This is a genomic window from Luteimonas sp. RC10 (genome assembly GCF_014192745.1).
In the GTDB taxonomy this organism is placed as follows: Bacteria; Pseudomonadota; Gammaproteobacteria; order Xanthomonadales; family Xanthomonadaceae; genus Luteimonas.
Window position 1 is genome coordinate 345,830 of record NZ_JACHYJ010000001.1, and the last position, 24,927, is coordinate 370,756.

Annotated in this window: 21 protein-coding genes and 2 pseudogenes; 16 read left to right on the top strand and 7 right to left on the bottom strand. The window is 66.5% G+C overall.

Features of this window, described 5'->3' with window-relative positions:
* Positions 1-201 precede the first annotated feature (201 nt).
* Positions 202-921 (top strand): response regulator transcription factor, encoded by a 720-nt coding sequence (locus FHW73_RS01440; protein ID WP_183424927.1) that lies wholly within the window; start codon positions 202-204, stop codon positions 919-921.
* A gap of 4 nt (positions 922-925) precedes the next feature.
* Here FHW73_RS01440 and FHW73_RS01445 read toward each other — a convergent pair whose 3' ends face one another.
* Positions 926-2,290 carry an ATP-binding protein gene (locus FHW73_RS01445; RefSeq protein ID WP_183424928.1) on the bottom strand — a complete coding sequence of 455 codons (1,365 nt, stop codon included), beginning with the start codon at positions 2,288-2,290 and terminating at the stop codon, positions 926-928.
* Positions 2,291-2,454: 164 nt separating this feature from the next.
* Between FHW73_RS01445 and FHW73_RS01450 the strand changes: the two genes are divergently transcribed.
* The 9 genes from FHW73_RS01450 to FHW73_RS01490 all read left to right on the top strand — a co-directional run bounded on the left by FHW73_RS01450 (position 2,455) and on the right by FHW73_RS01490 (position 12,839).
* The gene (locus FHW73_RS01450; RefSeq protein ID WP_183424929.1) at positions 2,455-4,914 is read left to right on the top strand and encodes a YadA-like family protein; all 2,460 of its coding nucleotides are present in this window, start codon (positions 2,455-2,457) and stop codon (positions 4,912-4,914) included.
* A 47-nt stretch (positions 4,915-4,961) separates the two neighbouring features.
* Entirely contained in the window at positions 4,962-6,917 is a 1,956-nt protein-coding gene (locus tag FHW73_RS01455) for a S8 family peptidase (protein ID WP_183424930.1), read from the top strand.
* 174 nt (positions 6,918-7,091) lie between these two features.
* Positions 7,092-8,420: an amidohydrolase gene (locus tag FHW73_RS01460; RefSeq protein WP_183425355.1), complete on the top strand. Its 1,329-nt coding sequence runs from the start codon at positions 7,092-7,094 to the stop codon at positions 8,418-8,420.
* The gene (locus tag FHW73_RS01465) at positions 8,417-9,220 is read left to right on the top strand and encodes a DUF4261 domain-containing protein (RefSeq protein ID WP_183424931.1); all 804 of its coding nucleotides are present in this window, start codon (positions 8,417-8,419) and stop codon (positions 9,218-9,220) included. The genes FHW73_RS01460 and FHW73_RS01465 overlap by 4 nt, the downstream gene beginning before the upstream one ends.
* A gap of 43 nt (positions 9,221-9,263) precedes the next feature.
* Positions 9,264-10,094, top strand: a complete 831-nt coding sequence (gene queF / locus FHW73_RS01470; protein WP_183424932.1) for an NADPH-dependent 7-cyano-7-deazaguanine reductase QueF — start codon at positions 9,264-9,266, stop codon at positions 10,092-10,094.
* Positions 10,095-10,166: 72 nt separating this feature from the next.
* Positions 10,167-10,439: a LysM peptidoglycan-binding domain-containing protein gene (locus FHW73_RS01475; protein WP_183424933.1), complete on the top strand. Its 273-nt coding sequence runs from the start codon at positions 10,167-10,169 to the stop codon at positions 10,437-10,439.
* Between the two features lie 36 nt (positions 10,440-10,475).
* On the top strand, positions 10,476-10,952 hold the full coding sequence (locus FHW73_RS01480; RefSeq protein ID WP_183424934.1) for a hypothetical protein: 477 nt from the start codon (positions 10,476-10,478) through the stop codon (positions 10,950-10,952).
* 250 nt (positions 10,953-11,202) lie between these two features.
* The gene (locus FHW73_RS01485) at positions 11,203-11,469 is read left to right on the top strand and encodes a helix-turn-helix domain-containing protein (protein ID WP_183424935.1); all 267 of its coding nucleotides are present in this window, start codon (positions 11,203-11,205) and stop codon (positions 11,467-11,469) included.
* Positions 11,469-12,839, top strand: coding sequence for a HipA domain-containing protein (locus tag FHW73_RS01490; RefSeq protein WP_183424936.1), 1,371 nt, complete (start codon positions 11,469-11,471; stop codon positions 12,837-12,839). Before FHW73_RS01485 ends, FHW73_RS01490 begins: the two co-directional genes overlap by 1 nt.
* A 74-nt stretch (positions 12,840-12,913) precedes the next feature.
* Here FHW73_RS01490 and FHW73_RS01495 read toward each other — a convergent pair whose 3' ends face one another.
* A complete protein-coding gene (locus tag FHW73_RS01495) occupies positions 12,914-13,612 on the bottom strand; it encodes an aspartate/glutamate racemase family protein (protein ID WP_183424937.1) in 699 nt (232 codons plus the stop codon).
* 89 nt (positions 13,613-13,701) lie between these two features.
* Here FHW73_RS01495 and FHW73_RS17540 point away from each other — a divergent pair.
* Both FHW73_RS17540 and FHW73_RS01505 read left to right on the top strand, forming a co-directional pair.
* Positions 13,702-14,026, top strand: a pseudogene (locus tag FHW73_RS17540) (TonB-dependent receptor); the annotation flags it as partial.
* Between the two features lie 46 nt (positions 14,027-14,072).
* Positions 14,073-14,213, top strand: coding sequence for a hypothetical protein (locus FHW73_RS01505; RefSeq protein ID WP_221187388.1), 141 nt, complete (start codon positions 14,073-14,075; stop codon positions 14,211-14,213).
* Between the two features lie 141 nt (positions 14,214-14,354).
* Here FHW73_RS01505 and FHW73_RS01510 read toward each other — a convergent pair whose 3' ends face one another.
* From FHW73_RS01510 to FHW73_RS01530, 5 genes are all read right to left on the bottom strand, one after another.
* Entirely contained in the window at positions 14,355-14,951 is a 597-nt protein-coding gene (locus tag FHW73_RS01510) for an AAA family ATPase (RefSeq protein ID WP_183424939.1), read from the bottom strand.
* Positions 14,951-15,556, bottom strand: a complete 606-nt coding sequence (locus FHW73_RS01515) for a 3'-5' exonuclease (protein WP_183424940.1) — start codon at positions 15,554-15,556, stop codon at positions 14,951-14,953. Before FHW73_RS01515 ends, FHW73_RS01510 begins: the two co-directional genes overlap by 1 nt.
* Complete coding sequence (locus FHW73_RS01520; protein ID WP_183424941.1) at positions 15,553-16,926, bottom strand: radical SAM protein; 1,374 nt, start codon at positions 16,924-16,926, stop codon at positions 15,553-15,555. Before FHW73_RS01520 ends, FHW73_RS01515 begins: the two co-directional genes overlap by 4 nt.
* 737 nt (positions 16,927-17,663) lie before the next feature.
* Positions 17,664-19,382: a hypothetical protein gene (locus tag FHW73_RS01525; protein ID WP_183424942.1), complete on the bottom strand. Its 1,719-nt coding sequence runs from the start codon at positions 19,380-19,382 to the stop codon at positions 17,664-17,666.
* Positions 19,379-20,557 carry a dsDNA nuclease domain-containing protein gene (locus FHW73_RS01530; RefSeq protein WP_183424943.1) on the bottom strand — a complete coding sequence of 393 codons (1,179 nt, stop codon included), beginning with the start codon at positions 20,555-20,557 and terminating at the stop codon, positions 19,379-19,381. Before FHW73_RS01530 ends, FHW73_RS01525 begins: the two co-directional genes overlap by 4 nt.
* Positions 20,558-20,935: 378 nt before the next feature.
* Here FHW73_RS01530 and FHW73_RS01535 point away from each other — a divergent pair, with 378 nt between their 5' ends.
* From FHW73_RS01535 to FHW73_RS01550, 4 genes and pseudogenes are all read left to right on the top strand, one after another.
* Entirely contained in the window at positions 20,936-21,628 is a 693-nt protein-coding gene (locus FHW73_RS01535; protein WP_183424944.1) for a hypothetical protein, read from the top strand.
* A gap of 184 nt (positions 21,629-21,812) precedes the next feature.
* A pseudogene (locus FHW73_RS17390) lies at positions 21,813-22,063 on the top strand (SymE family type I addiction module toxin).
* A gap of 54 nt (positions 22,064-22,117) precedes the next feature.
* Complete coding sequence (locus tag FHW73_RS01545) at positions 22,118-22,351, top strand: plasmid stabilization protein (RefSeq protein WP_183424946.1); 234 nt, start codon at positions 22,118-22,120, stop codon at positions 22,349-22,351.
* Between the two features lie 230 nt (positions 22,352-22,581).
* On the top strand, positions 22,582-24,813 hold the full coding sequence (locus tag FHW73_RS01550; protein ID WP_183424947.1) for an NADP-dependent isocitrate dehydrogenase: 2,232 nt from the start codon (positions 22,582-22,584) through the stop codon (positions 24,811-24,813).
* The last annotated feature ends 114 nt before the right edge of the window (positions 24,814-24,927 follow it).

Below are 24,927 nucleotides of genomic sequence, written 5' to 3' on the forward strand. Positions count from 1 at the left end.
TCGCTCTTGCGATCTTCAGACGATAGTTTTCGTGACGTGTGCGCAGGCAACACCCGGCGCCATTGCATGCCTCACCCAGGCGGCCTCGCTTGCCAGTCCATCGGCGTCGACCCAAGATGACGGCGCCGTGGGCATGCGCTGCGGCCCCGTTGCTCGTTGTCCCGGACCGCCGCGATCGCATCTTCCGTCCCGCCGACCGCCATGTCCCCAGACCCCGCCGACAGGGCTCGCCCGCTGTGCGTCGCCCTGCTCGAAGACGACGATGTCCTGCGCGAGCGCATCCTGGTCCCCGGCCTGCGCCGGCATGGACTCGACGTGCGGCCACTGCGCACAGCCGCCGCGCTGACCGCGCTGCTTGCGCAGGCGCCGGTCGACCTGGTGATTCTCGACATCGGCCTGCCCGACAGCGACGGCTTCACCGTCACCCAGACACTGCAGGCCGCACACCCACATCTGGGCGTGGTGATCCTGAGCGGACGCGGCGAGCCGCCCGACCGGCTGCGCGGCCTGAGCGGCGGCGCCGATGCCTATCTGGTCAAGCCGGTCGAGATCGACATCCTGGCCGCCACGGTCTTCAGCCTCGCGCGGCGCCTGGCGCGCGGCCCGCAACGCGCCGAGGCTGGTTGGCAGTTGCAACCCGACGGCTGGTGTCTGTTCGCCCCCAATGGCCAGTCGACGGCATTGACCGGCTCCGAGCGCCACGTGCTGCGCCTGCTGTGGGCGCAGCCCGGGCAACTGGTGAGCCGCGAGGCCATCCTGGGCGCGCTGCCTGGCCGCGCACACGACGAAAGCGGCAGCGACCCTCATCGGCTCGACGTGCTCCTGCACCGCCTGCGACGCAAGGTGCTCACGCGCACCGGCCTGCCGCTGCCGTTGGACGCGGTGCGCGGCGAAGGCTACGTGCTGCGCCCGGCCGGCTGAGCACTCAGTCCACCTGCGGCAGATCCAGCGTGAACCGCGTGCCGCGGCCCGGGGCACTGTCCACGTGCAACGTGCCACCTGCTTCGCAGGCCATTTCCCGCGCCACCGCCAGTCCCAGCCCCGTCCCTTCGCCCGCCGGCTTTGTGGTGAAGAACGGCTCGAATGCCTGGCGCATCACCTCCGGCGTCATGCCCTGTCCGGTGTCGGCGACGACGATGCGCGCGCGGCCGTCGCCGATGGCGCGCAACGCGACCTCGAAACGGCCCCCGCCGGGCATCGCGTCGCGCGCGTTGGCCGCAAAATTGAGCATCACCAGGTCCAGCTGGCTGCGATCGAGGAACACGGGCACCGGTGCCTGCGGCAAGTCGAGGACGACCTCGACCCGGCCATCGAACAGCTGCCGCAGCATCGGCGTCAGCTCGGCCAGCGCGCGCGCCGCATCGAAGCGTGTCGGCACAGCCAGCTCGCGGCGGCTGAAGCTGAGCAGCTTGCGGCTCAGCGCGATGCCGCGCTGGGCCGCCAGTTCGATCCCCTCCAGTGCCGCGCCCAGGCGATGGGCATCGGGCTCGGGGTCGAAGTCCAACTCGTCCAGCCGGTGCCGCTCGGCGGTGTAACCGACGATCGCACCGAGCACGTTGTTGAAATCGTGCGAGACGCCGCTGGCCAGGTGACCCACCGATTCGATCTTCTGCAGATGCAGCATGCGCTCACGCATGTGCTCGCGCTCGACCATCTGCTCGCGCAGCTGCTGTGCGCTGCGCTGCGCACGCCGAAGCGTTTCACGCAATGCGGCCACGGTGCGATCGAGCACCAGCGCGATCATCAGATAACTGAAGGCCAGCGACGGCAGATTCTGGAACGCGCGGCCGCTGCGCTCGGGATCCAGGGCCCACGGGCTGGCCATGCCCAATGCGAACACCAACGGGATACAGGCGTAGACGATCCACAGCGCGCGCCGGCCGATCACCAGCGCCGCGACCGTCAGCATGATCATCGGATACGGATCGAAGGCCTGCAGCTGGTAGCCGAACGCGAGATTGGCCGCGACCGCGCAGCCCATCAGGATCGTCAGGAACGCAGCCACGCCTTCGCGAAGCCGGCCCTGCCGGATCATCCACACTGCGACGCAAGCGGTCACGGCGATCGCGACATCGGTGCCCAGATCGACCGCGAGCCGCGCGCCGGTCATCGTCACGTGTCCGCTGAGCAGGTGATAGGCCTTGTTGAGCGGGATCTCGATGCCGAGAAACAGCAGCAGCACCTGCAACGCCGGTGCGTTGCGGCGATCGACCGGGTCGTCGATCGGGACCCGACGCAGCCAAGCGACCGCACGACGGCCAAAGGTGGCGAATGGCGAGGCGTGCGACATCGAACGGCGGCTCCGGGGAGCGGCCGCCCCCTTCCCAGAATGAGAGTCGAGTGTAAGTCGGCGGTGAGAACCGGTGCATTGAGCCGCGCCATCCCAGCGGCTTAGATCGCAGCTCCAGCGCCTGTCACGGCGTTGTCATCCCGCCGCTACCGGAAAGCCAGACGATGTCCCAGCGCACCCGCCTCCTGCGTCCCCATCCCGCCGCCCGCTTCCGTGCGACACGTCCGTGTCTGCTGACCGCCGCCCTGCTGCTGGCCCTGTCGGGCCAGGCGACGGGCGCATCACAGCCCGCCCCGGCAGGCGACGACGCGGCCACCGATGCCGGTGCCGCCCGCGCCTCGGCGGCCGCCAGCGACACCGCCGCGTCGGCCACAGCGGCCACAGCGGCCGACGAGACCGCCGACGACGATCGCGTGGCGCCGGCGTACTCGCTCGACGCCGCGGCGTACTACTTCGCCGTGTCCGGTGCCCTGGACGGCAGCGACGATGCCAGCGCAACCGGCGCACGTGCGGTCGGGATCGGGCCGAATGCCGCAGCGAGCGGTGGCGACTCGGTCGCCATCGGCCACCGAGCACGCTCCACCACGGCCGCGTCCATCGCCATGGGCGACGGCGCCTTCGCCGACGCCACCGGCGCGATCGCGATCGGCGGCACGTTCTTCGGCAGCGAATTCGGCGAGTTCGACGGCGCACAGAGCACCGGCTTCGGATCGATCGCGCTGGGCGCGGCCACCGAAGCCAGCGGCGGCACCGCGATCGCCCTGGGGTGGTCCTCGCAGGGCACCGCCAACGATGCCGTCGCCATCGGCGCCACCGCAAACGCGGCGGCGGCCGGTGCCATCGCGATGGGGCGGGCGGCGACCGCGACCGAGGTCGAAGCCATCGCCATCGGCTATGGCGCACAGGCCAAGGGATTCGGCGCCGCGAGCCTGGGCGCCTACGCGGTCGCGGACGGCTATGCGGCACTGGCGTTCGGCAGCGACGCGCGCGCATCCGGCAATGGCGGTATCGCAGTCGGCGACAGCGCCCAGGCGGCAGGCCAGCAGAGCGTGGCGATCGGCGCCAGCAACGCCGGCGTGCCGACCCAGGCCAACGGCCTGGGCAGCGTGACCGTCGGCGCGGCGTCCTGGGCGTTGTCGGACTACGCGACCGCGATCGGCTTCGACAGCCACGCCGATGCGACCCGCAGCCTGGCGGCCGGTGCCAACGCACTCGCGCTGGCGATGGACGCCAGTGCGCTCGGCTCGGGCAGTTACGCCGGCGCCGAGTACACGACCGCCGTCGGCGCCTCGTCGGCGGCCTGGGGCATCGGTGCGACCGCGCTGGGCAGCGGCGCCTTCGCCTTCGAGGAGAACAGCCTGGCACTGGGCTACAACGCCAGCGCGATCGCCATCGACAGCGTCGCGCTTGGCGCGGCCTCGGTCGCCGATCGCGATCACGTTGTGTCGATCGGCAGCGTCGGCAACGAACGTCAGCTGGTCAATGTGGCCGCGGGCGTGCTCGAGACCGATGCCGTCAACAAGGGCCAGCTCGACACCGCCATCGCCAGCGTCGGCAGCGATGTCGGCGCCCTCGACGCGGCGAGCGTGAAATACGACGACATCGCCGCGAAGGACGCAGTGACCTTCGCCGGTGCGGACGGCACCCGCTTGCGCAACGTCGCCGACGGCGCGCTCGCGGCCGGCAGCCTGGATGCAGTCAACGGCGGTCAGATGTTCGGCATCGGCACCGCGTTCGCACAGGCGCTCGGCGGCGGCGCCGCGATGACCGCAGCCGGCTTCACCGGCCCGTCCTACCTCATCCAGGGCACCCGCTTCGGCTCGGTGGGCGATGCCTTCGGTGCCGTCGACAGCCAGTTCGACGCAATCCGCGCGCGCTTCGATGCGATCGGCAGTGGCAGCATCCCGGTCGGCAGCGGTGAGGGCCTGGCGATCGGCGGCGACAGCGTCGCGACCGGCGCCGGCAGCACCGCGGTCGGCAGCCAGGCGCAAGCCGGTACCGGCGGCACCGCGATCGGGGCGGGCGCAGTCGCGAGCGCCGAGGGGTCGGTCGCGATCGGCCAGGGCTCGATCGCCGACACCGCCAATACCGTGTCGGTCGGCAGCGTCGACAACCAGCGCCGCATCACCCACGTCGCCGATGGCGTGGCCACCAGCGACGCGGCCACCGTCGGCCAGGTCCAGGCCAGCGCCTCGGCCAGCCGCAGCTACGCCGATGCCGGCGATGCACGCACGCTGGCCGATGCGAAGGCGCATGCCACTGCCGGCGACACCGCCACGCTCGCCAGCGCACGCAGCTATACCGACGACGCCTTCGCACACGCGCTCAGCCGCAGCGACTTCGACGCGTTCCGCAGCAACGTCGACGACCGCTTCCACCGCGTCGACCGCCGCCTCGACAAGATCGGCGCCATGGGCACGGCGATGTCGCAGATGGCGGTCAACACCGCCGGCCTGTCGGGCGCCAACCGGGTCGGCGTGGGCATCGGCCAGCAGGGCGGCGAGGAGGCACTGGCGATCGGCTACCAGCGCGCGTTCCGCGACAACCGCGCCAGCGTGTCGATCGGCGGCTCGATGTCCGGCTCCGAAAGCTCGGTCGGCGTCGGCGGCGGCTTCAGCTGGTAACGGCGGGCATCGCCTCGCTCCCCTCCCTTCTTCCAGGAATTCCCGCCATGTCCCTGTCTTGCATGTCTGTTCGTCGCGGCCTGTTGGCCACCGCACTGGGCGCTGTGCTCGCGCCGGCAATCGCGGCATCGCCGTCCGCCCCGCTGTCGATCATGTCGACGGCGGATCCTGCCGCGCCCAAGGTCGCCTACGACGGCCTGCTGGTGACCTACAAATCCGGCACCAGCGAACGTCGCAACGCCGCTGCGGGCGCCGCGACGCTGCAACGCGTACTGCGCGCGCCGGCCACCGCCTCGCAGTTCGCGGCCGTGCACCGTGCCACCACCCCGGCGATCGCCTCGACCCGGCGCCTGGCGATCGGCGCCGATCTTGTGCGTCCGAACCGGCGCCTGTCGGAAGGCGAGCTCGACACCCTGATGCGCACACTCGCTGCCGACCCGGCGGTCGCCCATGTCGAGCCCAACCGCTACTGGCGGCACCTGCGCACGGTGCGCGCCACTGCGGCCGCCGCGCCGAACGATCCGGGCTTCGAAGTGCAATGGCACTTCCGCGCGCCCGACGGCACGATCGAAACCCTGGCGCCCGACCCCGGCGTCGCCAACCACGGCGGCATCGACCTGCTCGGCGCCTGGCAGTACGGTCGCGGCGCGGGCGTGGTGGTCGCGGTGCTCGACACCGGCATCACCGACCATCCCGACCTCGACACCTCACTGGCGAATGCCGGCTACGACTTCATCAGCAACGCCATCAACTCCGGCCGCGCGACCGACGGCCGCGCCGCGGGTGGCTGGGACACCGGTGACTGGAGCACCGAGGACCGTTTCCTGGTCGAGAACGGCGGCTGCATGGTGCCCGGTGAGCAGCGCCCGAGCAGCTGGCACGGCAGCCACGTCGCCGGCACCATCGCGCAGATCACCGACAACGGACTCGGCATGGCCGGCGTGGCGCCGGATGCGAAGGTGCTGCCGGTGCGCGTGCTCGGCCACTGCGGCGGCACCACGGCCGACATCGCCGACGCGATCGTGTGGGCATCGGGCGGCAGCGTGCCCGGCGTCCCGGAGAACAAGAACCCGGCCGAGATCATCAACATGAGCCTCGGCGGCTACGGCACGTGCCCTTCCGACAGTGCCTATGCCCAGGCGATCGCCGCAGCGCGCCAGCGTGGCACGACGGTCGTGGTCGCGGCCGGCAACGACAACAACGATGCCGCGTCATTCACCCCGGCCAGCTGCCCCGGCGTCATCAACGTCGCGGCGACCGGTATCACCGGCAAGCGCGCCTACTACTCGAACTTCGGCGCCAACATCACCCTGTCGGCCCCCGGCGGCGGCGTCTACCCGGACGACGGCGTCAGCGGCCAGTCGGTGCGCACCGGCTTCGTCTGGTCGGCTGGCAACCGCGGCGAGACCACGCCGACCGAGCCCGGCTATGTCGGACAGTCGGGCACCTCGATGGCGGCCCCGCACGTGGCCGGTGTCGCCGCGCTGGTCATCAGCGCGGCGGTCCAGGCCGGCCGCCCGGTGCCCACGCCGCAGGAAATGCGCGAGATCCTGACCCAGACCTCACGCGACTTCCCAGTGCGTCCGCTGCGCCAGATCGGCGTCGGCATCCTCGATGCGGCCAAGGCCGCGGCCCGCGGCGCCGGCAGCGCTGCCGGCGGCGACGAACCCACCGCGATCCGCATGGCGCGCACGGTGCCGGTGACCGGCGTATCGGCGGCGGCTGACGCAGGCGTGCTGTACCGGATCGACGTGCCCGCCGGCGCCCGCAACCTGCAGATCCGCACCTACGGCGGACGCGGCCAGGTCAAGCTCCTGACCCGCGTCGGCCGTTCGCCGGCGCCGGACGGCAGCAATGCGACCCTGCGCTCGACCCGCCCGGGCACCACACAGAGCGTGCAGGTGACGATTCCGCTCGCCGACAGCTACTTCGTGCGCCTGGTGGGCGGCACCGGTGGTTTCCAGGGCGTCAACCTCGTCGCGACCTACTCGCCCGCGCCCTGACCCACCGCGCCGCGCGTCACCCCTCCCTCGCACCCGCGGGAGCGGGCGTCGCCGGCGCCACTGGCCGCGCCCCGGTAAAGCCCTCCCCCGCTGCGGGGGAGGGTTGGGTGGGGGCCGCCCGTCCGCCCGCTGCCGAAAATCGCCTAGGATCGAGATCCCATCGCATCCAAGAGCCTGTCGATGACGCGACTCGCCGCCGCGCTGCTGTGCGCCTGTACCGTCCTGCCCGCCGCCGCCCACGCGCAGAGCGCGCAACGTCCCGAGGTCGCCCGCGCCGCCTCGGCCCTGCAGGCCAACGTCGTCGACTGGCGACGCGACATCCACCAGCACCCCGAACTGGGCAACCGCGAGACCCGCACCGCGGCCAAGGTCGCCGCGCACCTGCGCAGCCTGGGCCTCGAGCCCAAGACCGGCATCGCCCACACCGGCGTGACTGCTGTGCTCAAGGGCGGCCGGCCCGGCCCGCGCATCGCGCTGCGCGCCGACATGGACGCGCTGCCGGTGACCGAGCGCACCGGCCTGCCGTTCGCCTCCACCGCCACCGCGCAGTACCGCGGCCAGACCACCGGCGTCATGCACGCCTGCGGCCACGACGCCCACACCGCGATCCTGATGGGCGTGGCCCAGGCGCTGGTGGCGATGCGCGACGAACTGCCCGGCGAAGTGCTGTTCGTGTTCCAGCCCGCCGAGGAAGGCGCACCGGAGGGCGAGGAAGGCGGCGCCTCGATGATGCTGGCCGAAGGCCTCTTCCGCGACTTCCGCCCCGACGCGGTGTTCGGGCTGCACGTGTTCTCGACCCTGCAGGCCGGCCAGATCGGCGTGCGCGGCGGCCCGCTGATGGCCGCGTCCGACCGCTTCTCGATCGACGTGATCGGCCGCCAGACCCATGGCTCGCGGCCCTGGGGCGGCATCGATCCGATCGTCGCGGCCGCCGACTTCATCGGCACCGCGCAGACCATCGTCAGCCGCCGCACCAACATCTCCACACTGCCGGCGGTGGTCTCGTTCGGCGCGATCGACGGCGGCATCCGCTACAACATCATTCCCGACAAGGTCGAACTGGTCGGCACCATCCGCACCTTCGACGAGGACGTGCGCAAGGCGATCTTCGCCGACCTGCAGAACGTCGCCACCCACGTGGCCGCCGCACACGGCGCCACCGTCGAGACCCGGATCCCGGCCGAGGACGGCAACCCGGTCACCACCAACGACCCCGCACTGACCGCACGCCTGCTGCCCAGCCTGCAGGCCGTGGCCGGCGCCGACAACGTCGTCGACCCGTCGCTGACGATGGGCGCCGAGGACTTCTCGTACTACGCCCGCGAAGTGCCCGGCCTGTTCTTCTTCGTCGGCGCCACGCCCAAGGGCCAGGACCCGATGCGCGCGCCGAGCAACCACTCGCCGGAGTTCGACCTCGACGAGTCCGCACTCGACCTGGGCCTGCGCGCCCTGCTGCAGGTCAGCCTGGATTATCTGCACGGCGACGCGGAGGCCGGCGCATGACCGCGAGCCTGGCGATGCTGCTGCAGGACCGTCCCGACCCCGCGCTGACCGCCGAGGCGCTGGTCGCGCAGATGCGCGCCGACTGGCCCGACCTCGACGCAGAACGCCTGCGCGCCGAGCCGCGCGATTTCGACATGCCCGACGGCCCGCTGAGCATCGACTACGGCGACGTCTCGATCCTGCTGATGCCCATCGCCGCCCCGATCGGCGACGACATCGCGCAGATCGCAGCCCACAGCCGGCTGTGGCCGAACGCCGAGCCGGCGCCGGAGGACTACGCCGCGCACACCATCGTCACGGTCATGGAATTCCCGGCCGAAGGTGCGGCGCCGACGCTCGACGCCCTCGGCCGCGCCGCGCTGCTCAGCCGCGTGCTGGCCTCGGCGACCGCCCTGCTGGACAGCGTGCGCGCGGTCTACTTCGGCAGCGCCAACCACATCGTGCTGCCGGCGCTGTTCCGCGAACTGGCGATGGCCCAACTGCCCGAACCGATGCCGCTGGCCTGGGTCGCATTCAACATCGGCGCCCGCCCCGACGGCACCATGACCGGCCACACCTTGGGGATGGACATGCTCGGGCTGATGGACATCGAGATTCCCGAGACCGACGACAGCGCCGAGGACGTGTTCGACCGGCTGACCGGCATCTGCGCCTACCTGCTCGAGCACGGCCCGGTCATCGACGACGGCGACACCCTGGGCGAGAGCGCCGACGAACGCATCGTCGTCGCGCACGCCCCGTCGGCCTACGGCGACGGCCGCCAGGTGCTGCAGTTGCGCAGCGAACCCACGCGCCACTGAACGCCGCGCCGGGCAGCGCGGCCCACGGCGGTAGAATCGGCGCATGTCCGATGTCCCCGCCGCGGCCGCGCCGCCCATCCCGCTCGGCCGCGAGGTCGCCTATCCGCGCCACTACGACCCGGGCCTGCTGTTCCCGATCGCACGCACGCTCGGCCGCCGCGAGATCGGCCTGGGCGACACGCTACCGTTCGCCGGCCACGACCGCTGGCACGCCTACGAACTGAGCTGGCTCGACGCCCGCGGCAAGCCCTTGGTTGCGACCGCGACCGTGCTCGTGCCGGCCACCTCGCCGCAGCTGGTGGAATCCAAGTCGCTCAAGCTCTACCTCAACTCGCTCAACCACACCCGCTTCGACACCCCCGAAGCGGTGCGTGCGCGCATCGCCGACGACCTCTCGCAAGCCGCCGGCGCCGAGGTCACGGTCGCCTTCGGCCTGCCGCCGATGGCCGACGACGTCACGCAGGGCACCTCGATCGACGCCCTGGATGTCGAGATCGCCCACTACGGCCCGCCCGATGCCGCACTGCTGCGCGCCGACCCCGGCGAGATCGTCGAAGAACGGCTGACCTCTGCGCTGCTCAAGTCCAACTGCCCGGTCACCGGCCAACCCGACTGGGCCAGCCTGCACATCGCCTACCGCGGCCCGCGCATCGCCCGCGACGCACTGCTGCGCTACCTGGTCTCGTTCCGCGATCACGCCGAATTCCACGAGCAGTGCGTGGAGCGGATCTTCGTGGACCTTGTCGCCCGCTGCGCCCCGCTCGCGCTGTCGGTCGAAGCGCGCTACACCCGCCGTGGCGGCCTGGACATCAACCCCTGGCGCGCGACCCCCGACCTCGCCCCACCGACGATGCTGCGCGACGCCCGCCAGTAACGCCCCCGCGCGATGGATTCTTAACGCCGCAGATGGGAGGCTGACGGCCTCCCGCCCTTGGAGGCTGCCGCGATGTCCCCGTCCAGGCCCCCGGGCCACGATGCCCCCGACTTTTCCCGCGTCACCGGCGGCGTGCGCAGCGCCACCGAGGACGACGCCCAGGTCGGCGCCCCCGCGCCGGTGCGTACCCATGTCGTGCGCAAGGGCGATACGCTCTCGACCATTGCCGAGCAGGTCTACGGCCGCGCCAGCCGCTGGCAGGAGATCTACGCCGCCAACCGCGACGTGCTCGACGACCCCGACCGCATCCAGCCCGGTCAGGTGCTGCAATTGCCCGCGGACTGAAGCACGGCCCGCGCCCATCCTTCTACCGGAGTGCCCATGACCCGTCCCGTCGTTCCCGCCGCCATGACCGCCGCGATGCTGAGCACCGTGCTGCTCGCCGCCTGTAACCGCGACGCACCCGCCCCCGTGGTGCCCCCGCCGACCCCGGCCGCGCCCGAAGCCCAGATCCCCTCGGGGCCCGAGCCGTCGGCGCCCGCGCGCGTGACCAGCGTCGAACTGGGCAATGCCGTCGACGGCGACAACCGCGTCGCCGCCCCGGCCTCGGAGTTCGCGCCGACCGACACCATCTACGCCTCGGTGGGCGTCGACGGCGAAAGCGCCGCCAAGCTCACCGCGCGCTGGACCTACGGCGAAGGCCAACTGGTGCGCAATACCGATACCGACATCGTCCCCGGCCCCGATGTCATCGCGTTCGACATCCAGCACCCCGACGGCTGGCCGACCGGCACCTACAAGCTCGAAGTGCTGCTGGACGGCACCGTGGTGGAGACGCGGGAGTTCGCGGTGCGCTGAGCGCGCCGCGCTGCGACGGATGACGCGCCGGGCTTGCCCGGCGCTGCTGTATTGACGCCTGTCAGCAGGACCTGGCTCATTTGCCCTCACCCGGCGGCGTCGCAAACCCGATCGGGACCCCAAAAATCCGCATGGTCGTGAGGATTTCTGGACAAAGCGCTGACGTTTGCATGCAATCCTTACGCTCATAAGGATTTTTCGGTTCACTCGCGCTACTCTGCGTGGAATCCTCACGATCGTCAGGATCCGCATGAAAGTCACGCTCCAGCATTCCGACGAACTCGGGCCTCTGGTCCGCGCCACGCGCAAACACCAGGGCATGCGCCAGGACGACACCGCCGAGAGCATCGGCGTCAGCGAGAACTTCCTGGCCAAGGTCGAGCGCGGCGGCGGCACCGTGCAGTGGGAGAAATTGTTCCAGGTGCTCACCGAACTGGGACTGCGCGTCGAGATCGACGTCCCGGATGCCGCCTGGGCGTCGCTGCAGACGCAGCAGACCAAACGCGGAGCGCGGTGATGACTCCGGAATTCATCAAGGCCCCACCGCCGACGCGGGTGGAGGTCAGCGCGGATGGTCACTCCCAGCACGAACGCACGCTGCTCGCCACGCTGGACGGTCAGGCAGTGGGCACGCTGTTCGAGCAGCGCAACCTGTGGCGATTCGCCTATGCACCATCGTGGCTCGAAACACCACGAAGCTTCGACCTGTCGCCCTGGCTACCACGCAGCCAGGGCACCATTCTTGACGGCAGCACCTCGCGGCCCGTGCAGTGGTACTTCGACAACCTGCTGCCGGAAGACCAGCAGCGCACACGCATGGCACAGGATGCCGGCCTACGCGGCAGTGACGACTTCGCATTGCTGGCGCATTACGGCGCCGAGTCCGCAGGATCGTTGACCCTGCTCCCCCCGCACGTGGCACTCGCACCTGGTGGTCGGGCCCCGCTGTCGGACGCCGACCTCTCACAACGCATTCGCAATCTGCCGCGCCACTCGCTGGCCGGCGGCGCCGAGAAGCGCATGTCACTGGCCGGCGCACAGCACAAGCTGGCGGTCATCGAAGAACAGGGGGCGCTGTATCAGCCGACGGGCAGCGAGGTCTCCACCCATGTCCTGAAACCCGACAGCACCGACCCCGACTATCCGCACACCGTGATCAACGAGTACTTCGTGATGCGGCTGGCCCACGCAATGGGGCTGATCGTGCCGCGGGTGCAGCGACGCTACGTGCCGGAGCCTGTGTTTCTGATCGAACGCTTCGACCGTGTCGCCAACGAGGCCGGGACGCGCCGCGTGCATGCCATCGACGCATGCCAACTGCTCAACCTCCATCGCGGCGACAAGTACGCGGCAGGCAGTGTGCAGACGCTGGCAACCGCGATCGCGCAGTGCCGCCAGCGACTGAACGCACGCAAGCGCCTCTTCGATTGGCTGGTCTTCAACCTGCTGACCGGCAACGACGACGCCCACCTGAAGAATCTCAGCTTTCTGGTCGATGCCGACGGCATCGACCTGGCGCCACATTACGATCTGCTCAGCACCGTGGCAGGACGCAGCTTTGCCTACAAACAGGCAGACGCGACCTGGCCACAGGCGTCGACACTCGCTTGGCCGCTCCCCGGCATACAACGCTTCGCGGAGGTCACACCGGCCTTACTCGTCGATGCAGGCGTGCAGTTGGGTCTGCCGCCCCGCATGGTGGAGCGCCGACTTGCCGACATGATCGCCAACATCGTGCCAGTCGCCGAGTCGGTGATGCGCGAGATCGAAACGGAAAACGCGCAGTGGGCACCTGTCGCAGGGATGCGGCTGCAGGGCGAGATGCGCATGGTGCGCACGATCGTCCATGTCGTCATCAAGGACATGGTCCGGCAGTTGGGCGCCTGAGCCCTGCCTTCAGCTTGTTCGGAAGGAGAAGATACTTGCGCCGTGGTGCCCGCCTTGATGACCCGGCGCAGGCATCACGACGACAGCGCCCACGTGGCGGCATGCACCGCATGCAGCTGCGTCGTATCGAACAACGGCACCTGCGGCACATCCTGCGGTTCGACCAGCAACGAAATCTCAGTGCAGCCCAGAATGATGGCCTGCGCACCCTCGGCCACCAGGCGATCGATGATCGCCAGATACGCCGCGCGCGATGCCTCGCGGACGCGGCCCAGGCACAACTCGTCGTAGATCACGCGGTGCACCACCTCGCGGTCGTCAGGCGCCGGCGTCAGCACCTGCAAACCATGCTTGTCTTCCAGCCGCGCGCGATAGAAGTCCTGCTCCATCGTGAAGCGTGTGCCGAGCAAGCCGACACGATGCAGGCCCTGCGCCTTGATCGCCTCGGCCGTCGGATCGGCGATGTGAAGTAGCGGAATCTCAACCGCCGATTCGATGTGCCCGGCCACCTTGTGCATGGTGTTGGTGCACAGGACCACACCCTCCGCGCCCGCCGCCTGCAGCCGCCGCGCCGCCTCCGCCAGCAACGCACCCGCTGCGTCCCACTGCCCCGCATGCTGCAACCGCTCGACCTCGTGAAAGTCGACACTGAACAACACGATCCGGGCCGAATGCAGACCGCCCAAACGCTGCTTGATGGTCTCGTTGATCGTGCGGTAGTAGGGAATCGTGGATTCCCAGCTCATGCCGCCGAGCAGGCCGAGTGTCTTCATGGCGGTCCTCGTTGCGTGGCGCGGCGGAAGGCGCCATGTGCGTGTCGATGATAGGGCAGCCCAGACACGTTGACCTTCGACGGCGCCATCAGTTGCCCTGCAGCATGCGCGGGCCGCCGCAGACCTACGGCGTGATCGATCAGATCCAGCGCAGCGTGGCGTACGGGCGCGTAGCCAACCACAATCTCTACGCCGCCTGGGCGCAAGTTCCAGGTACTCACGGGCAGGACCGCGCCCGCCTATACCACGCCCGACCCGGCGGCGATGCGCCCCTCGACCAACACCGAAGTGAAAGCAGGCTTCAATTCCAGTCCCGACAACGTGGCCGCCTGGGGGCAGCAGGGCGCGGAGAGCGAAGTCTCGAGCATGACCGCCACCGGCACCACCGTGGTGCTGGGTAAGACCCGCCGCCGAGCGTAGGCCTACATCGCGCGATACTCATGGAGCCGCGAGACGAGAGGTGAAGCTTCCCAGCGACATGGCCGGCGTGACGACGATCACCTATCGTTTCGACGCGTCTGACCGCGATCGTGCCGCCAAGCTGGCGCCTGCCTGCAATCGTCTTCGCGACTACACCGTTGACAAGGAGCCACGGCGGTAACCCCGCGAACAGAACGATGTTAGGCCCGCTCCCAGCCAGAAGTGGTCGTTGAGAGCCTCGCTCGGACTACTGCCACACTCAACAAGGTAGTGCGCACTCGTCGGATGCCGGCATCGCATTGAGTCTGCGGGCGTCTTGTTCTCAGCCGACGTCATACTGACAGCCCTGTTTAATTTCCTCATCTATCAAATCAATCAGCGCCAACGCCTGCGCCATGTCATTGGCGTTGAGAGGATTCAATGGCCGCACCCCAAGATGGGAAAGGGCAGCGCCAATGCATGAGTCCACATCCTTTCGGTAAGCCAAGTCGGGGTCCCGACCCGCGCCGAGCGGCACGCTCTCATCGAGGACCGTCTTGAACAGCAAGTCGTATCGGTGGGAATGAAGCTTGGCCAAGGCATACAGATAGTTTCGATCCTCGGAGGGTAGTTCCCGGCCTGTCACGGCAAGGGCTGCCTCCAGGTAGCCGATGGCATCGGAGACCGGCCTGTCGACGATCACCAGATCGGCATCCAAGCCCTCATACTGCTCCTCACGTATGACGGTAGCCATGATCCACAGGGTGCTGCTAAAGGTGTGATCCTTGAGAATTCGAAAGCCAGCCCTAGCGCACTCGGAGGCATTGTCCTTCACCTTACCGACGCGAAGGCCGCGCTTTCGCGCAATGTCGGTTAGTTTGTCGACGAAGGTCGACTTTCCCGTCGAATGGGTACCAGTAAACGCGATGAACTTCGGCATCAGAATAGGCTTCCTTGCTGGGATTTGAGGTAGGTGTCTCCGCCGGCCCGTGCGATCTGCGCGAGCGTCAGGAAAGTGAGATCGATCTTTTCCTCAAGCATCGAGGCAAGCCGAATGAACAGGCAGGCTGTAACCAGTGCATCGTCAGCGGCCCTATGCTGGTTCCAGCCTGCACTGTCTGGGAGTAGATCGCTTACCAGCGCCCGTAGTGAGTACTCTTTCCTACCTGGAAGGACATGCTTGGCCAGTGCCAATGTGTCAATGAGAGCCAAAGGCCGCCAATCCTGCTCGGTACGGGCGATGACGCGGGCATCCACGCCTACGTTGTGGCCGACCACGACGCGGCCTTCCATTTCAGCCAGGATCTCGTTGGCGTTTGCGCTCCACGGCTCGAAGGCAGCAGCCATCTCGTTCGTGATGCCGTGGATGCTAATGACCCTGTCCACAATCGGCCGCAGCGGACGAACGCCCCAAGACTTGGCCGGTTGCACCTGACGATCAATGATCTGAACTGTCGCGATCTCGATCAGATCATGCGGTTCCTGCCCGTTGCCCTCAACGTCAATCACTACGTATGGGCATCGGCTCCAGTTTAGGTTGTTCATATCATCTGTACGGTAAGGGGAATAGGGCGCCCCTTGCCGAGGGTGGGCGGAGAGTACTGATCGCGCTCGGCGCGACGAATCAGGCTCAGAAGCTCATCACGCCGGGTTTGATCCAAAGTTCCCAACAGCGGACGCATCATGCCAGCCTTCAATTCTGCCGCAAGGTCTGTCAAGCGCTCCACCCTGGACGCCACCACAGCAGCGTCCACTTGATGCTCCATGGTGTTGGCAGGCGTTTCCGGCCTCGCGGAGAATGGGATGGCGACGTTGATGTGGAAATCTAGTCTCCGAACCAAATCCACGGTTCTTTCAAAGTCATCCTCGGACTCACCAGGGAACCCTACAAGCCAGTTCCCATAGAGTACAGAAGGGGCGCTGCTACGGAACTGCTGGAGTGCCTGCGCAACTTTCTGAATATCGTAGCCTCGGCGCATGGCCTTGAGGACGCGCGAAGACCCGCTTTGCAACGAGATATACAGTAATTGCAGGCGGCCGCTCTGGCCCCAAGCCAAGATGTCTTCAAAGTTCTTGAGAAAAGGCTTTGGCTCTATGTACCGAATCGACAGCTTTACAGCCGGTGAGATGTCCAGCACGGCCTTCACCATGTCCGCAAACCGCGCGCCGCCGGACCTAACACCATAGTTTCCTACCTCGTCCCCAATTAGGACTAGATGGGTGATCCCCCGGCCCACCGCAGCCTTGGCCTTGTCTAGCACGTCGGCAAGGGGCACCGAAGTGTACTCACCACGCCCTTGTGGGATGCTGCAGAAGCTGCATTGGTAAAGGCAACTACGAGTGACAGTAATCATCTCGCATGGGTCGTGCTCATCGTAGAACACGAACCCCTTGGTCGTCTGTTGGTAAGCCCGGACCAGCTCAGTGCCGTGTCGCCTATCTTCTTCCTCAAGCTCGGCCACCACCGTGGACTTAGCTGGTCCGACCCGGTTACGCAGGTTGTAAAGACCTTCGAATGTAGTCGACTCGAAGCCATGCCCAGCACCCTGCGAGTTGCGTCGGTCAACCTCTTCGAAGGGCAGATTGGTGCTTTCCTTCAGAACATCAGCTATGGGGAGGATCTCAAGCCGCTCATAGCCCAAGCTATTGCGCACCTTCTCCGAGCTGGTATTGGCAACGCAGCCTGTTACAACGACTCGGGCATGGGGGGCTCGGGAGATGGCCTCGCCAACCTGGTCAATGGCATCGTCAACCCAGTGCTCGCGTACGGAACATCCTGAAAACACAATTTCATCGGCATCCTCGGGGCGGTCAACGATCGTTCCGCTGGCAGACTGGATGCCTGCACGCAGCACATTCAGGTCGTAGCCTGCATTCAAACAGGCGTTGTGTGCGAGAAAAACCTTTTTTGTCATGTGGCAATAATCCATTATCCACTGCATAATCCTATATGTGCCACCTGGCTCTTAGATCGTCGGATGACGCTAAGAAATGTCGCATTTTCAGTAAGGCAGCGCAAGCAGACCATCCCGCAGAGGTTCAAGCTGCGCTACCAGCGTCCCGAGACGAACATGATCGCCAAAGTATGGGCCATGCTGCGGCCAGACTCTTTTCGGCTTGATGCGCAGGTGACACGGATACCCGTTCAGTCGATGTCCGCTTTGGGTCAGGAGCTGCCCTTCCCTACCCCCGATACTCCTAATACCTTCCCAGCTCTGGCCCAGAGTCTCTTCCTTCTGAACGGGTCGGATTCGCTTGAGCCCGAACGCGCTGAGATGTCTAGCGGGATGCCGAGCTGAGGGCGCAACTTGCGCTGGGGCGTAGATCGGCGGAAGGGCAGGACATCCTTGGGAAGGGTGGGCCGAGGTGCGCGCACATGCTGTAGGGCGAGGGTGCCGAGCTCTAAGGCCAGAAATGTAGGACTATCACTCATCGCCCAATCGGTATCCCTCCCTCAAGCGAGTCTCGGCACCTCGATTTGACGTGCGCTTTCGGCCAGAAGCTGACGTTCTTTGAGGCGGATGTCGCGGGCAGAATAGCCGACCGCGCCCGACCCAAAGCGGATACTCGACTCGTTTAAAAGAACGAGGAGTCAACCCCACGCCACGTGATGCCCTTCTCTTCAGCATGCGCTTATGTCGCTCACCTCTTTTCAAGGCTTGGAGCTTTGAGTCGGAAACGCACTGTCTAGCTCGCGGAGAGGCGTGCGCAGGAAGTCGGCCACAAGTGCGAAGTCCATTTCGCGGAGGCTGCCTTGGGGTTCCTTAAAATCGATGACCTTGAATCCGGTGACGTCTGTACCATCGGGCAATGTCTCGATTGCAAAGAGAAGTTGGTGGTGCTGCCCGGCGGCGGCCGCAGCGGTTTCGATCATGTTCCTGAGGTTGGCCGCGTCCTGTCCGGATTGCTGAGGTGTATCCATGACGAAGGGGAAAAAAGGAGTGTCCCCATGCTCGACGTTGGTATCGATTAGGGCAAGATGCAGGGCGAGAACGGCTCGTGCAGCGTAGCTACCGCCAGCCCCATCTCGGTCGCCGACTTTGACCTTCGTGGCCTGTTCCGCGAGCGGGATATTGAGTTGGCTGGAGTAAGAAGATACGCGGCCGGCGTAAAACGTTTCAACCGTCGCTTTGCGGTGTTTGTCTTCCAACTTCTTTAGTTGTTCCTTAAACGCACTCTCCCGCAACACGAGTTTGTCCAACGCCTCCTGAAGGGGCTCCGCGGCTTGGCGGAAAGCGACATCCAGCGTGCGGCGGCTCTCGGTGGCGAGCAAGTCGCTCAGTTGGAGGTCGGCTTTCCGATTGCTGCTTTCTTGGGCATACGAATCAAGCCTTTGGCTGACATCAGCCAAAAGTTGCCGGAGCGCGGCTTCCTCGCTCCGGAGAGCTTCGCGCTGACCGTGGAGCTCTTGCACAACCGCGCCCATGGTGTCGGCATCAACAGAGAGGGTCAGGCGTGCATGGAACGAGTTCTTGTGGTGGACGCCACAGGTGGGACACTCCACAGGCCCTTCAGGCAGGTCCGAAAGGTATGCAATGTCTGCTTCCAGCTCGCGCTGGGCGGCTCCGGCCAGCTTCAGCTCTGAGCGGAGCTGCTCACGTTGGGACACCAAGTTCAGGAGCTTGGCCCTGGATGTAACCTGAAGTTCGTACGCTTCCGCCGCCCGCGTCCCCAGCCGGACCAACTCCTCGTGAAAGGACTGGGGGTCGATGCGCGGAAGATCTGCAGGCAATGCCTTCTGGACTTGCTCGAAGGCGTTGGATTGCGCTTCCAGCTCTCTACGCTTCTCAGTAGCCATTGCCGATGCTTCTTCCTGGTATTGCTTAGCCTCAAACCACGCGTTGGGCTTCAGCCCGATGAAGGACTCCAGAGTTGGCTTGGGCCAGCTCTTAAACTTACTCAGCCCATCAAATGTCGCCCATTTAGTGCTCCAGCTTCCGTCCTGATCCAAGTAAAAAGGCACCATCAGGTGCTCCATGCTGGCTTGTCCTGAGCCGCCGCCGTGCCTGGTTAGATGGAGGCGGTAGCCGAAAAGCTGGGCCATGTGTAGGTCCCAGGTGCCAACCCGTTCAGTGAAGAACTGCAAGGCACCATCCTTGAACAACCCAAGGCGCTTGCCGTGACGAAGCGCTACGTACTCTTGGCCCTCGTAAGTGAACGCGAGTGCCGCAATTGCATTAGTGTCCCAGGCCCCACGGTCCTTCTTTGGGGGAAGGCAACCCAACGCCCAGAACAGGTTCTTAGTGATTCTCGACTTGCCCATCCCGTTCGTTCCCAACAGGAGCGTCTTCGGCTCCAGGTCCAACTTGCGTGCGCGCTTGTCTCGTTGCGACAGCAGATAGAGCGTCTTGAAGGTGACGTTGCGGTTCATGCGCATGCCTCAGGTTGCGGACCAGGCGCAGGAGGGAGTATGTCGAGGTCGATTCCATCGTTGAGTACCAAGAGGGCGAGGGCATTGACGTACGCTGGACTAAGGCCGGCGAAGTCGGAGGGGAAGGCGCTGATGGTTTGTTTGACCAAGCTGTCCATAAGGTCTCTCAGCGGTAGGCTGCTGGCATCCTGAGTAAGGTGAGGTAACTGGGTCGCAAGCGCCGCGACGCAGACTTTCATCTGATCATTGGTCCGATCTACGGCGTGAGCCAAGACCGTGGTTCGTTCGGCTTTGATCTGTTTCAGAGCCAAGAAGGGGTAGCCTGTCGCAGCGAGCTGTTGAAGCGCATCATCGAGCTTTTCGGAAGCGCGGTGCGTTGTCCCAGCGGCTTCGGAGAGCGCTTGAATCGCGTCAGCCCTGGAGAGGACGCGGCTCTTCAGGTCGTGAATAGTTGCAGCGTAACTAGTATGCGACGCCTTCGATTGAAGCACCGACGCCAAATAGCGAGCCGCGACGGTCGGATTGGGAAGATCAAACGGGATCTTACCGGCAGCGCTTAGGTCGGCCAGCTTTCCAGCCAAGAACACGTACTGCTCGCCCAGCGGAAGGTTGGTACGGTGGAGCATCCAGTCGTTGAGGTCGACGTCGGCCGATCCGACGGCCAGCTGTTTGGCGATTTTTTCGCGGATCTCGGTTTGTTCTGCCGGTGTCAGGCTGGTGAGCTGACAATTAGACGCGGACATACCGGCAGCAATCTTGACCGATAGATTGGACACGAAGCGCAGCTTCGTGGAATGACCGGCGAATTCGGTTCTCCGTTTATGTAGCTTGGCCAGGATCGAGGGCTCGTTCGGCTTGCTCTTTCTCTTGGGACCCTGCCGATGGAGATCTTTCAGACCCCAGCCACCAGCCTGCTCGTTCTTCTTGATTTGACAGAACTCGACGGACCTAGGACTCAGCGCGGAGTCCAGGATGGCTACGTCTTCTTTGACTTCCATGCCCACTGCGAAGTCGGCCTCAAACTCCAGCAACTCGGCAACGACCAGTGCGCCCCACCACTGCTGGAAGGTAAATCCTAGCGTCGCATTTGCGCCGGTCTTCTCGTCGCTGGGAGCGTCCCCAAGAAGTGCTTCAAGCGCCTTTGGGAGCGGCGCACTCTCATCCTTAAGTGCCATGACAGCCCTAGCTTTCCCATGGAGCCAAGCCTACAGCAAGCCATGAGCGTCTTCGACTACTTGGGGGGAAGGGGGCTATGGTGTCCGCTTCGGGCCGAAAACGAACTGATCACTTGACAACCGCACAACCCCCTCGCACACTCGACCACGGAGCCTAGAAACTCCCCACACAGCGGTACCCACCTCCGAAAAACCGGTGGGTTTTTTGTGCCCGAGATCCTTTCGAGCACAACCGACGCGTTGCCTGCGTCGGGAGGGCGGCTAATACAACACCCTTCGGGGAAATACGCCCGCCGTCTGTGTGCGGTTTCTAGCCTCCCGACTTCCCGTCGCCATTTCGGTGGCGGGTCACTTCGATGGACTGAAGGAGGCAACATCATGTCGAACCATGACACGCACGACACCGAGCGGGCTGGCTACTTTCTGCCGGAAGACGACCGCACGCGGCTCACGAAACTGCGCGACCACATGGAGTTCCTGTCGCGTCTGGCGCAGCCGCGCACGTACGATGAGGAACAGGACGATCCCCCCGAGGTCAGCCATGGCGACTTGGCGACGTGCCTGGCCATGTTGGCCGAGCAGGCCGAACTGGTGCTGGAGGCCATGGCGTGGCGGCCCCGCCCGGACGCGCCGTCCAGAACGCGAGCCTCAACGGCGACCGACGAACGCGCAGCGCCATCGGACGAGCCTGCGGACGACCCCGAGGCCAATCCGTATGCGACGCCATACGCCACGAGGGAATCGTCCGCACATGCAGCCGATGTGCCGGAGGCGTATGTCTTCGGCGTCACCATCGACCAAGCCGACGCACTCGACCGGTTGGTGCAGACGCTGATGGCGCATGGCGACGTGCTGGCGTCGGGCCACGAGGACGATCTGGCCGATGCCACGGTGCCGACGCTGGGTCTGGCGATTTCGGAGGGCGCCGATGCCGTCCGGGAAATCCTGGAGCAGGTGCAGGATCAACTGATCGAGCGCAGCGCCAAGCCGCATCGCGGCGTGCGCGAAGACCGGCCGGCGTACGGCGTCGCGTCACCTGCGCGCGTGTCGGAACCCCTCGCCCTGCACTGATCGACTGACGGGTCGGGTTCGCCGCTGGTCGTGCTGCACAGCGGCGGGCCCGCTCCCGTTGTCGCTGCCCTTTGCGCCGTTACGCGCGCACGTTCGTCATGGAGGATTCCCATGTATTGCCAAACCGACAGCCTCGACATTTCGGTCAGCGGAGCCCGAGCCGGTACGCCCTCGTCACCTACCGATGCGAGCACCCCGCGCCATTTCGGTCACGACCAACCCGCTCTGCCCCGCCGCTCGCGTCGGCCACGACGTTGCACGGTGAGCTATCACCACTACGGAGTGCGCGATCGCTACAAGGGCGACGACGAGGTGCCCTACCTGCGCTTGAGCGGGCTCTGGCTTGAAGCGCTGGGCTTCAACGTCGGCACGCGTCTGCGGATTACTGCCGGCAAGGGCGTATTGATGCTCACGGTCGATGGTGCGGAGTCCTGACATGCGCTGTTACCGCACGATCCATGGCATCGACCTCGGCTTGGAGACGATCGCTTGGACAGCTTGACGCTCCATGACCTGGACGACGACATGCTCGCGCGTTTGTGCATCCTGGCAACGCAGCACGGCCGTTCGATGGAAGACGAGGCCCGGCGCATCTTGATTGATGCGCTGTGCCCCGACACGGCGTCAGCGCCAAGCCCCAGCGTTGGCGGGGATTCCGGGGCGTCACCCGAAGCATCGGGTGATGCCAGGCTCAAGCCGCCCGCCTTCAGCACTGATACGTGATCGCGAGACAGTGGTAAGCCGAACCCCATCCTGTCCCGTATGTCCCCAGCCACGCCGTCGCCTTTCGCGCCCCCGGCAAACACGCGACAATGCGGGGCGCTGCGTCGTTCGCGACGCGCGTGCCATGGCCTGGTCCCCTTGCGGATGCAGCGCCACGGGGCAGCCGCAGGCTGCGCCGGGTGGCCATGGTGCGTTTTCTCCCCGACGACTTCCGACGAGACACGCCCGACATGGTCGATACCCCCAAGATCCTCTACACGCTCACCGATGAAGCCCCGTTCCTGGCCACGCAGTCGCTGCTGCCCATCGTCGAGGCGTTCACGCGCACGGCGGGCATCGCGGTCGAGACCCGCGACATTTCGCTGGCCGGGCGCATCCTGGCGCAGTTCCCCGAGCGGCTGACCGAGGCGCAGAAGATCGGCGACCATCTGGCCGAGCTCGGCGCGCTGGCCACCACGCCCGAGGCCAACATCATCAAGCTGCCGAACATCAGCGCCTCGGTGCCGCAGCTCAAGGCGGCGATCGCCGAGCTGCAGGCGCAGGGCTTCGATCTGCCGGCCTACCCCGATACGCCCAAGGACGACGCCGAGCGCGACGCCAAGGCGCGCTACGACCGGGTCAAGGGCAGTGCGGTCAATCCGGTGCTGCGCGAGGGCAACTCCGATCGCCGCGCGCCGGCGTCGGTGAAGGCCTATGCGCGCAAGCACCCGCACCGCATGGGCAAGTGGTCGTCGGATTCGAAGACCCACGTCGCGCACATGGACGACGGCGATTTCTACGGCAGCGAGCGCTCGGCGACGATCGACAAGGCCGGTGCGCTGACGATCGAACTGGTCGGCGCCGACGGTGCGGTCACCGCGCTGCGCGATCCGGTGAAAGTCCAGGCGGGTGAGATCGTCGATGCGGCGGTACTGTCGCGCAAGGCGCTGGCAACGTTCGTCTCGGCGCAGATCGCCGATGCGAAGGCGCAGGACGTACTGTTCTCGCTGCACCTCAAGGCGACGATGATGAAGGTCTCCGACCCGATCATGTTCGGCGTGGTCGTGGGCGAGTTCTATCGCGACGTGCTGACCAAGCACGCCGATGCGCTGGCCAAGGTGGGCTTCGATCCGAACAACGGCATCGGTGACCTGTATGCGCGCATTCAGTCGCTGCCGCAGGACCAGCAGGACGCGATCCGCGCCGACATCGACGCGCTGTACGCGCAGCGCCCGGCGCTGGCGATGGTCAACTCCGACAAGGGCATCACCAACCTGCACGTGCCCAGCGACGTGATCGTCGATGCGTCGATGCCGGCGATGATCCGCGACTCGGGCGGCATGTGGAACGCAGCCGGCAAGCTGCAGGATGCCAAGGCGGTGATCCCGGATCGCTGCTACGCCGGCGTCTACCAGGCGGTGATCGAGGACTGCCGCGCGCACGGCGCATTCGATCCGGCGACGATGGGCTCGGTGCCCAACGTCGGTCTGATGGCGCAGAAGGCCGAGGAATACGGTTCGCACGACAAGACGTTCCAGATTCCGGCCGATGGCACGGTGCGGGTGACGGACGCCGACGGCAACGTGGTGTTCGAGCACGCGGTCGAGAGCGGCGATATCTGGCGCATGTGCCAGACCAAGGACGCGCCGATCCAGGATTGGGTGAAGCTGGCGGTGAGCCGTGCGCGTCTATCGGCGACGCCGGCGGTGTTCTGGCTCGACCGCGCGCGCGCGCACGATGCGCAGGTGATCGCCAAGGTCGAGACCTATCTCAAGGACCACGACACCAGCGGTCTCGACATCCGCATCCTGCCGCCGGTCGAGGCGACCGCGTTCTCGCTGGCACGCATCCGCAAGGGCGAGGACACCATCTCGGTGACCGGCAACGTGCTGCGCGACTACCTGACCGATCTGTTCCCGATCATGGAACTGGGCACCAGCGCGAAGATGCTGTCGATCGTGCCGCTGATGGCCGGCGGCGGGCTGTTCGAGACGGGGGCCGGCGGTTCGGCGCCCAAGCACGTGCAGCAGTTCGTCGAAGAGAACTACCTGCGTTGGGATTCGCTGGGTGAGTTCCTCGCCCTGGCGGCTTCGCTGGAGCACCTGGGCCAGACGCGCGACAACGCCAAGGCCAAGGTGCTGGCGGCGACGCTGGATACGGCCAATGGCCGCATCCTCGACGAGAACCGCTCGCCGGCGCGCAAGGTCGGCGAGCTCGACAACCGCGGCAGCCATTTCTACCTGGCGCTGTACTGGGCGCAGGCCCTGGCCGCGCAGGACGATGATGCCGAGTTGAAGGCGACCTTCGCGCCGCTCGCGAAGGCGCTGTCGGACAACGAGGCGGCGATCGTGGCCGAGCTCAACGGCGCGCAGGGCAAGCCGGTGGAGATCGGCGGCTACTACCACCCGGACCTGGCGAAGATCGCTCAGGCGATGCGCCCCAGCGCGACCTTCAACGACGCGCTGGCGACGTTGCGCGGCTGAGCGGGGCTCCGCGGGCGGCAGGCCCCGCGCCTGTCCGCCCGCGGGCGACTGCTCCCGGCCCGCGCGCGCGGGCCGGGGCGGGACACTTCCAGACACGTGCAACGCCCCAGGACG

What these genes read in the sequence shown, in the direction of transcription:
- FHW73_RS01450 (WP_183424929.1), top strand. Translation starts at nt 2,455, where the DNA reads ATGTCCCAGCGCACCCGCCTCCTGCGTCCCCATCCCGCCGCCCGCTTC.
- FHW73_RS01485 (WP_183424935.1), top strand. Translation starts at nt 11,203, where the DNA reads ATGAAAGTCACGCTCCAGCATTCCGACGAACTCGGGCCTCTGGTCCGC.
- FHW73_RS01535 (WP_183424944.1), top strand. Translation starts at nt 20,936, where the DNA reads ATGTCGAACCATGACACGCACGACACCGAGCGGGCTGGCTACTTTCTG.
- FHW73_RS01520 (WP_183424941.1), bottom strand. Translation starts at nt 16,926, where the DNA reads ATGACAAAAAAGGTTTTTCTCGCACACAACGCCTGTTTGAATGCAGGC.
- FHW73_RS01490 (WP_183424936.1), top strand. Translation starts at nt 11,469, where the DNA reads ATGACTCCGGAATTCATCAAGGCCCCACCGCCGACGCGGGTGGAGGTC.
- FHW73_RS01465 (WP_183424931.1), top strand. Translation starts at nt 8,417, where the DNA reads ATGACCGCGAGCCTGGCGATGCTGCTGCAGGACCGTCCCGACCCCGCG.
- FHW73_RS01525 (WP_183424942.1), bottom strand. Translation starts at nt 19,382, where the DNA reads ATGAACCGCAACGTCACCTTCAAGACGCTCTATCTGCTGTCGCAACGA.
- FHW73_RS01445 (WP_183424928.1), bottom strand. Translation starts at nt 2,290, where the DNA reads ATGTCGCACGCCTCGCCATTCGCCACCTTTGGCCGTCGTGCGGTCGCT.
- FHW73_RS01455 (WP_183424930.1), top strand. Translation starts at nt 4,962, where the DNA reads ATGTCCCTGTCTTGCATGTCTGTTCGTCGCGGCCTGTTGGCCACCGCA.
- FHW73_RS01480 (WP_183424934.1), top strand. Translation starts at nt 10,476, where the DNA reads ATGACCCGTCCCGTCGTTCCCGCCGCCATGACCGCCGCGATGCTGAGC.
- FHW73_RS01440 (WP_183424927.1), top strand. Translation starts at nt 202, where the DNA reads ATGTCCCCAGACCCCGCCGACAGGGCTCGCCCGCTGTGCGTCGCCCTG.
- FHW73_RS01495 (WP_183424937.1), bottom strand. Translation starts at nt 13,612, where the DNA reads ATGAAGACACTCGGCCTGCTCGGCGGCATGAGCTGGGAATCCACGATT.
- FHW73_RS01530 (WP_183424943.1), bottom strand. Translation starts at nt 20,557, where the DNA reads ATGGCACTTAAGGATGAGAGTGCGCCGCTCCCAAAGGCGCTTGAAGCA.
- queF (WP_183424932.1), top strand. Translation starts at nt 9,264, where the DNA reads ATGTCCGATGTCCCCGCCGCGGCCGCGCCGCCCATCCCGCTCGGCCGC.
- FHW73_RS01510 (WP_183424939.1), bottom strand. Translation starts at nt 14,951, where the DNA reads ATGCCGAAGTTCATCGCGTTTACTGGTACCCATTCGACGGGAAAGTCG.
- FHW73_RS01550 (WP_183424947.1), top strand. Translation starts at nt 22,582, where the DNA reads ATGGTCGATACCCCCAAGATCCTCTACACGCTCACCGATGAAGCCCCG.
- FHW73_RS01515 (WP_183424940.1), bottom strand. Translation starts at nt 15,556, where the DNA reads ATGAACAACCTAAACTGGAGCCGATGCCCATACGTAGTGATTGACGTT.
- FHW73_RS01475 (WP_183424933.1), top strand. Translation starts at nt 10,167, where the DNA reads ATGTCCCCGTCCAGGCCCCCGGGCCACGATGCCCCCGACTTTTCCCGC.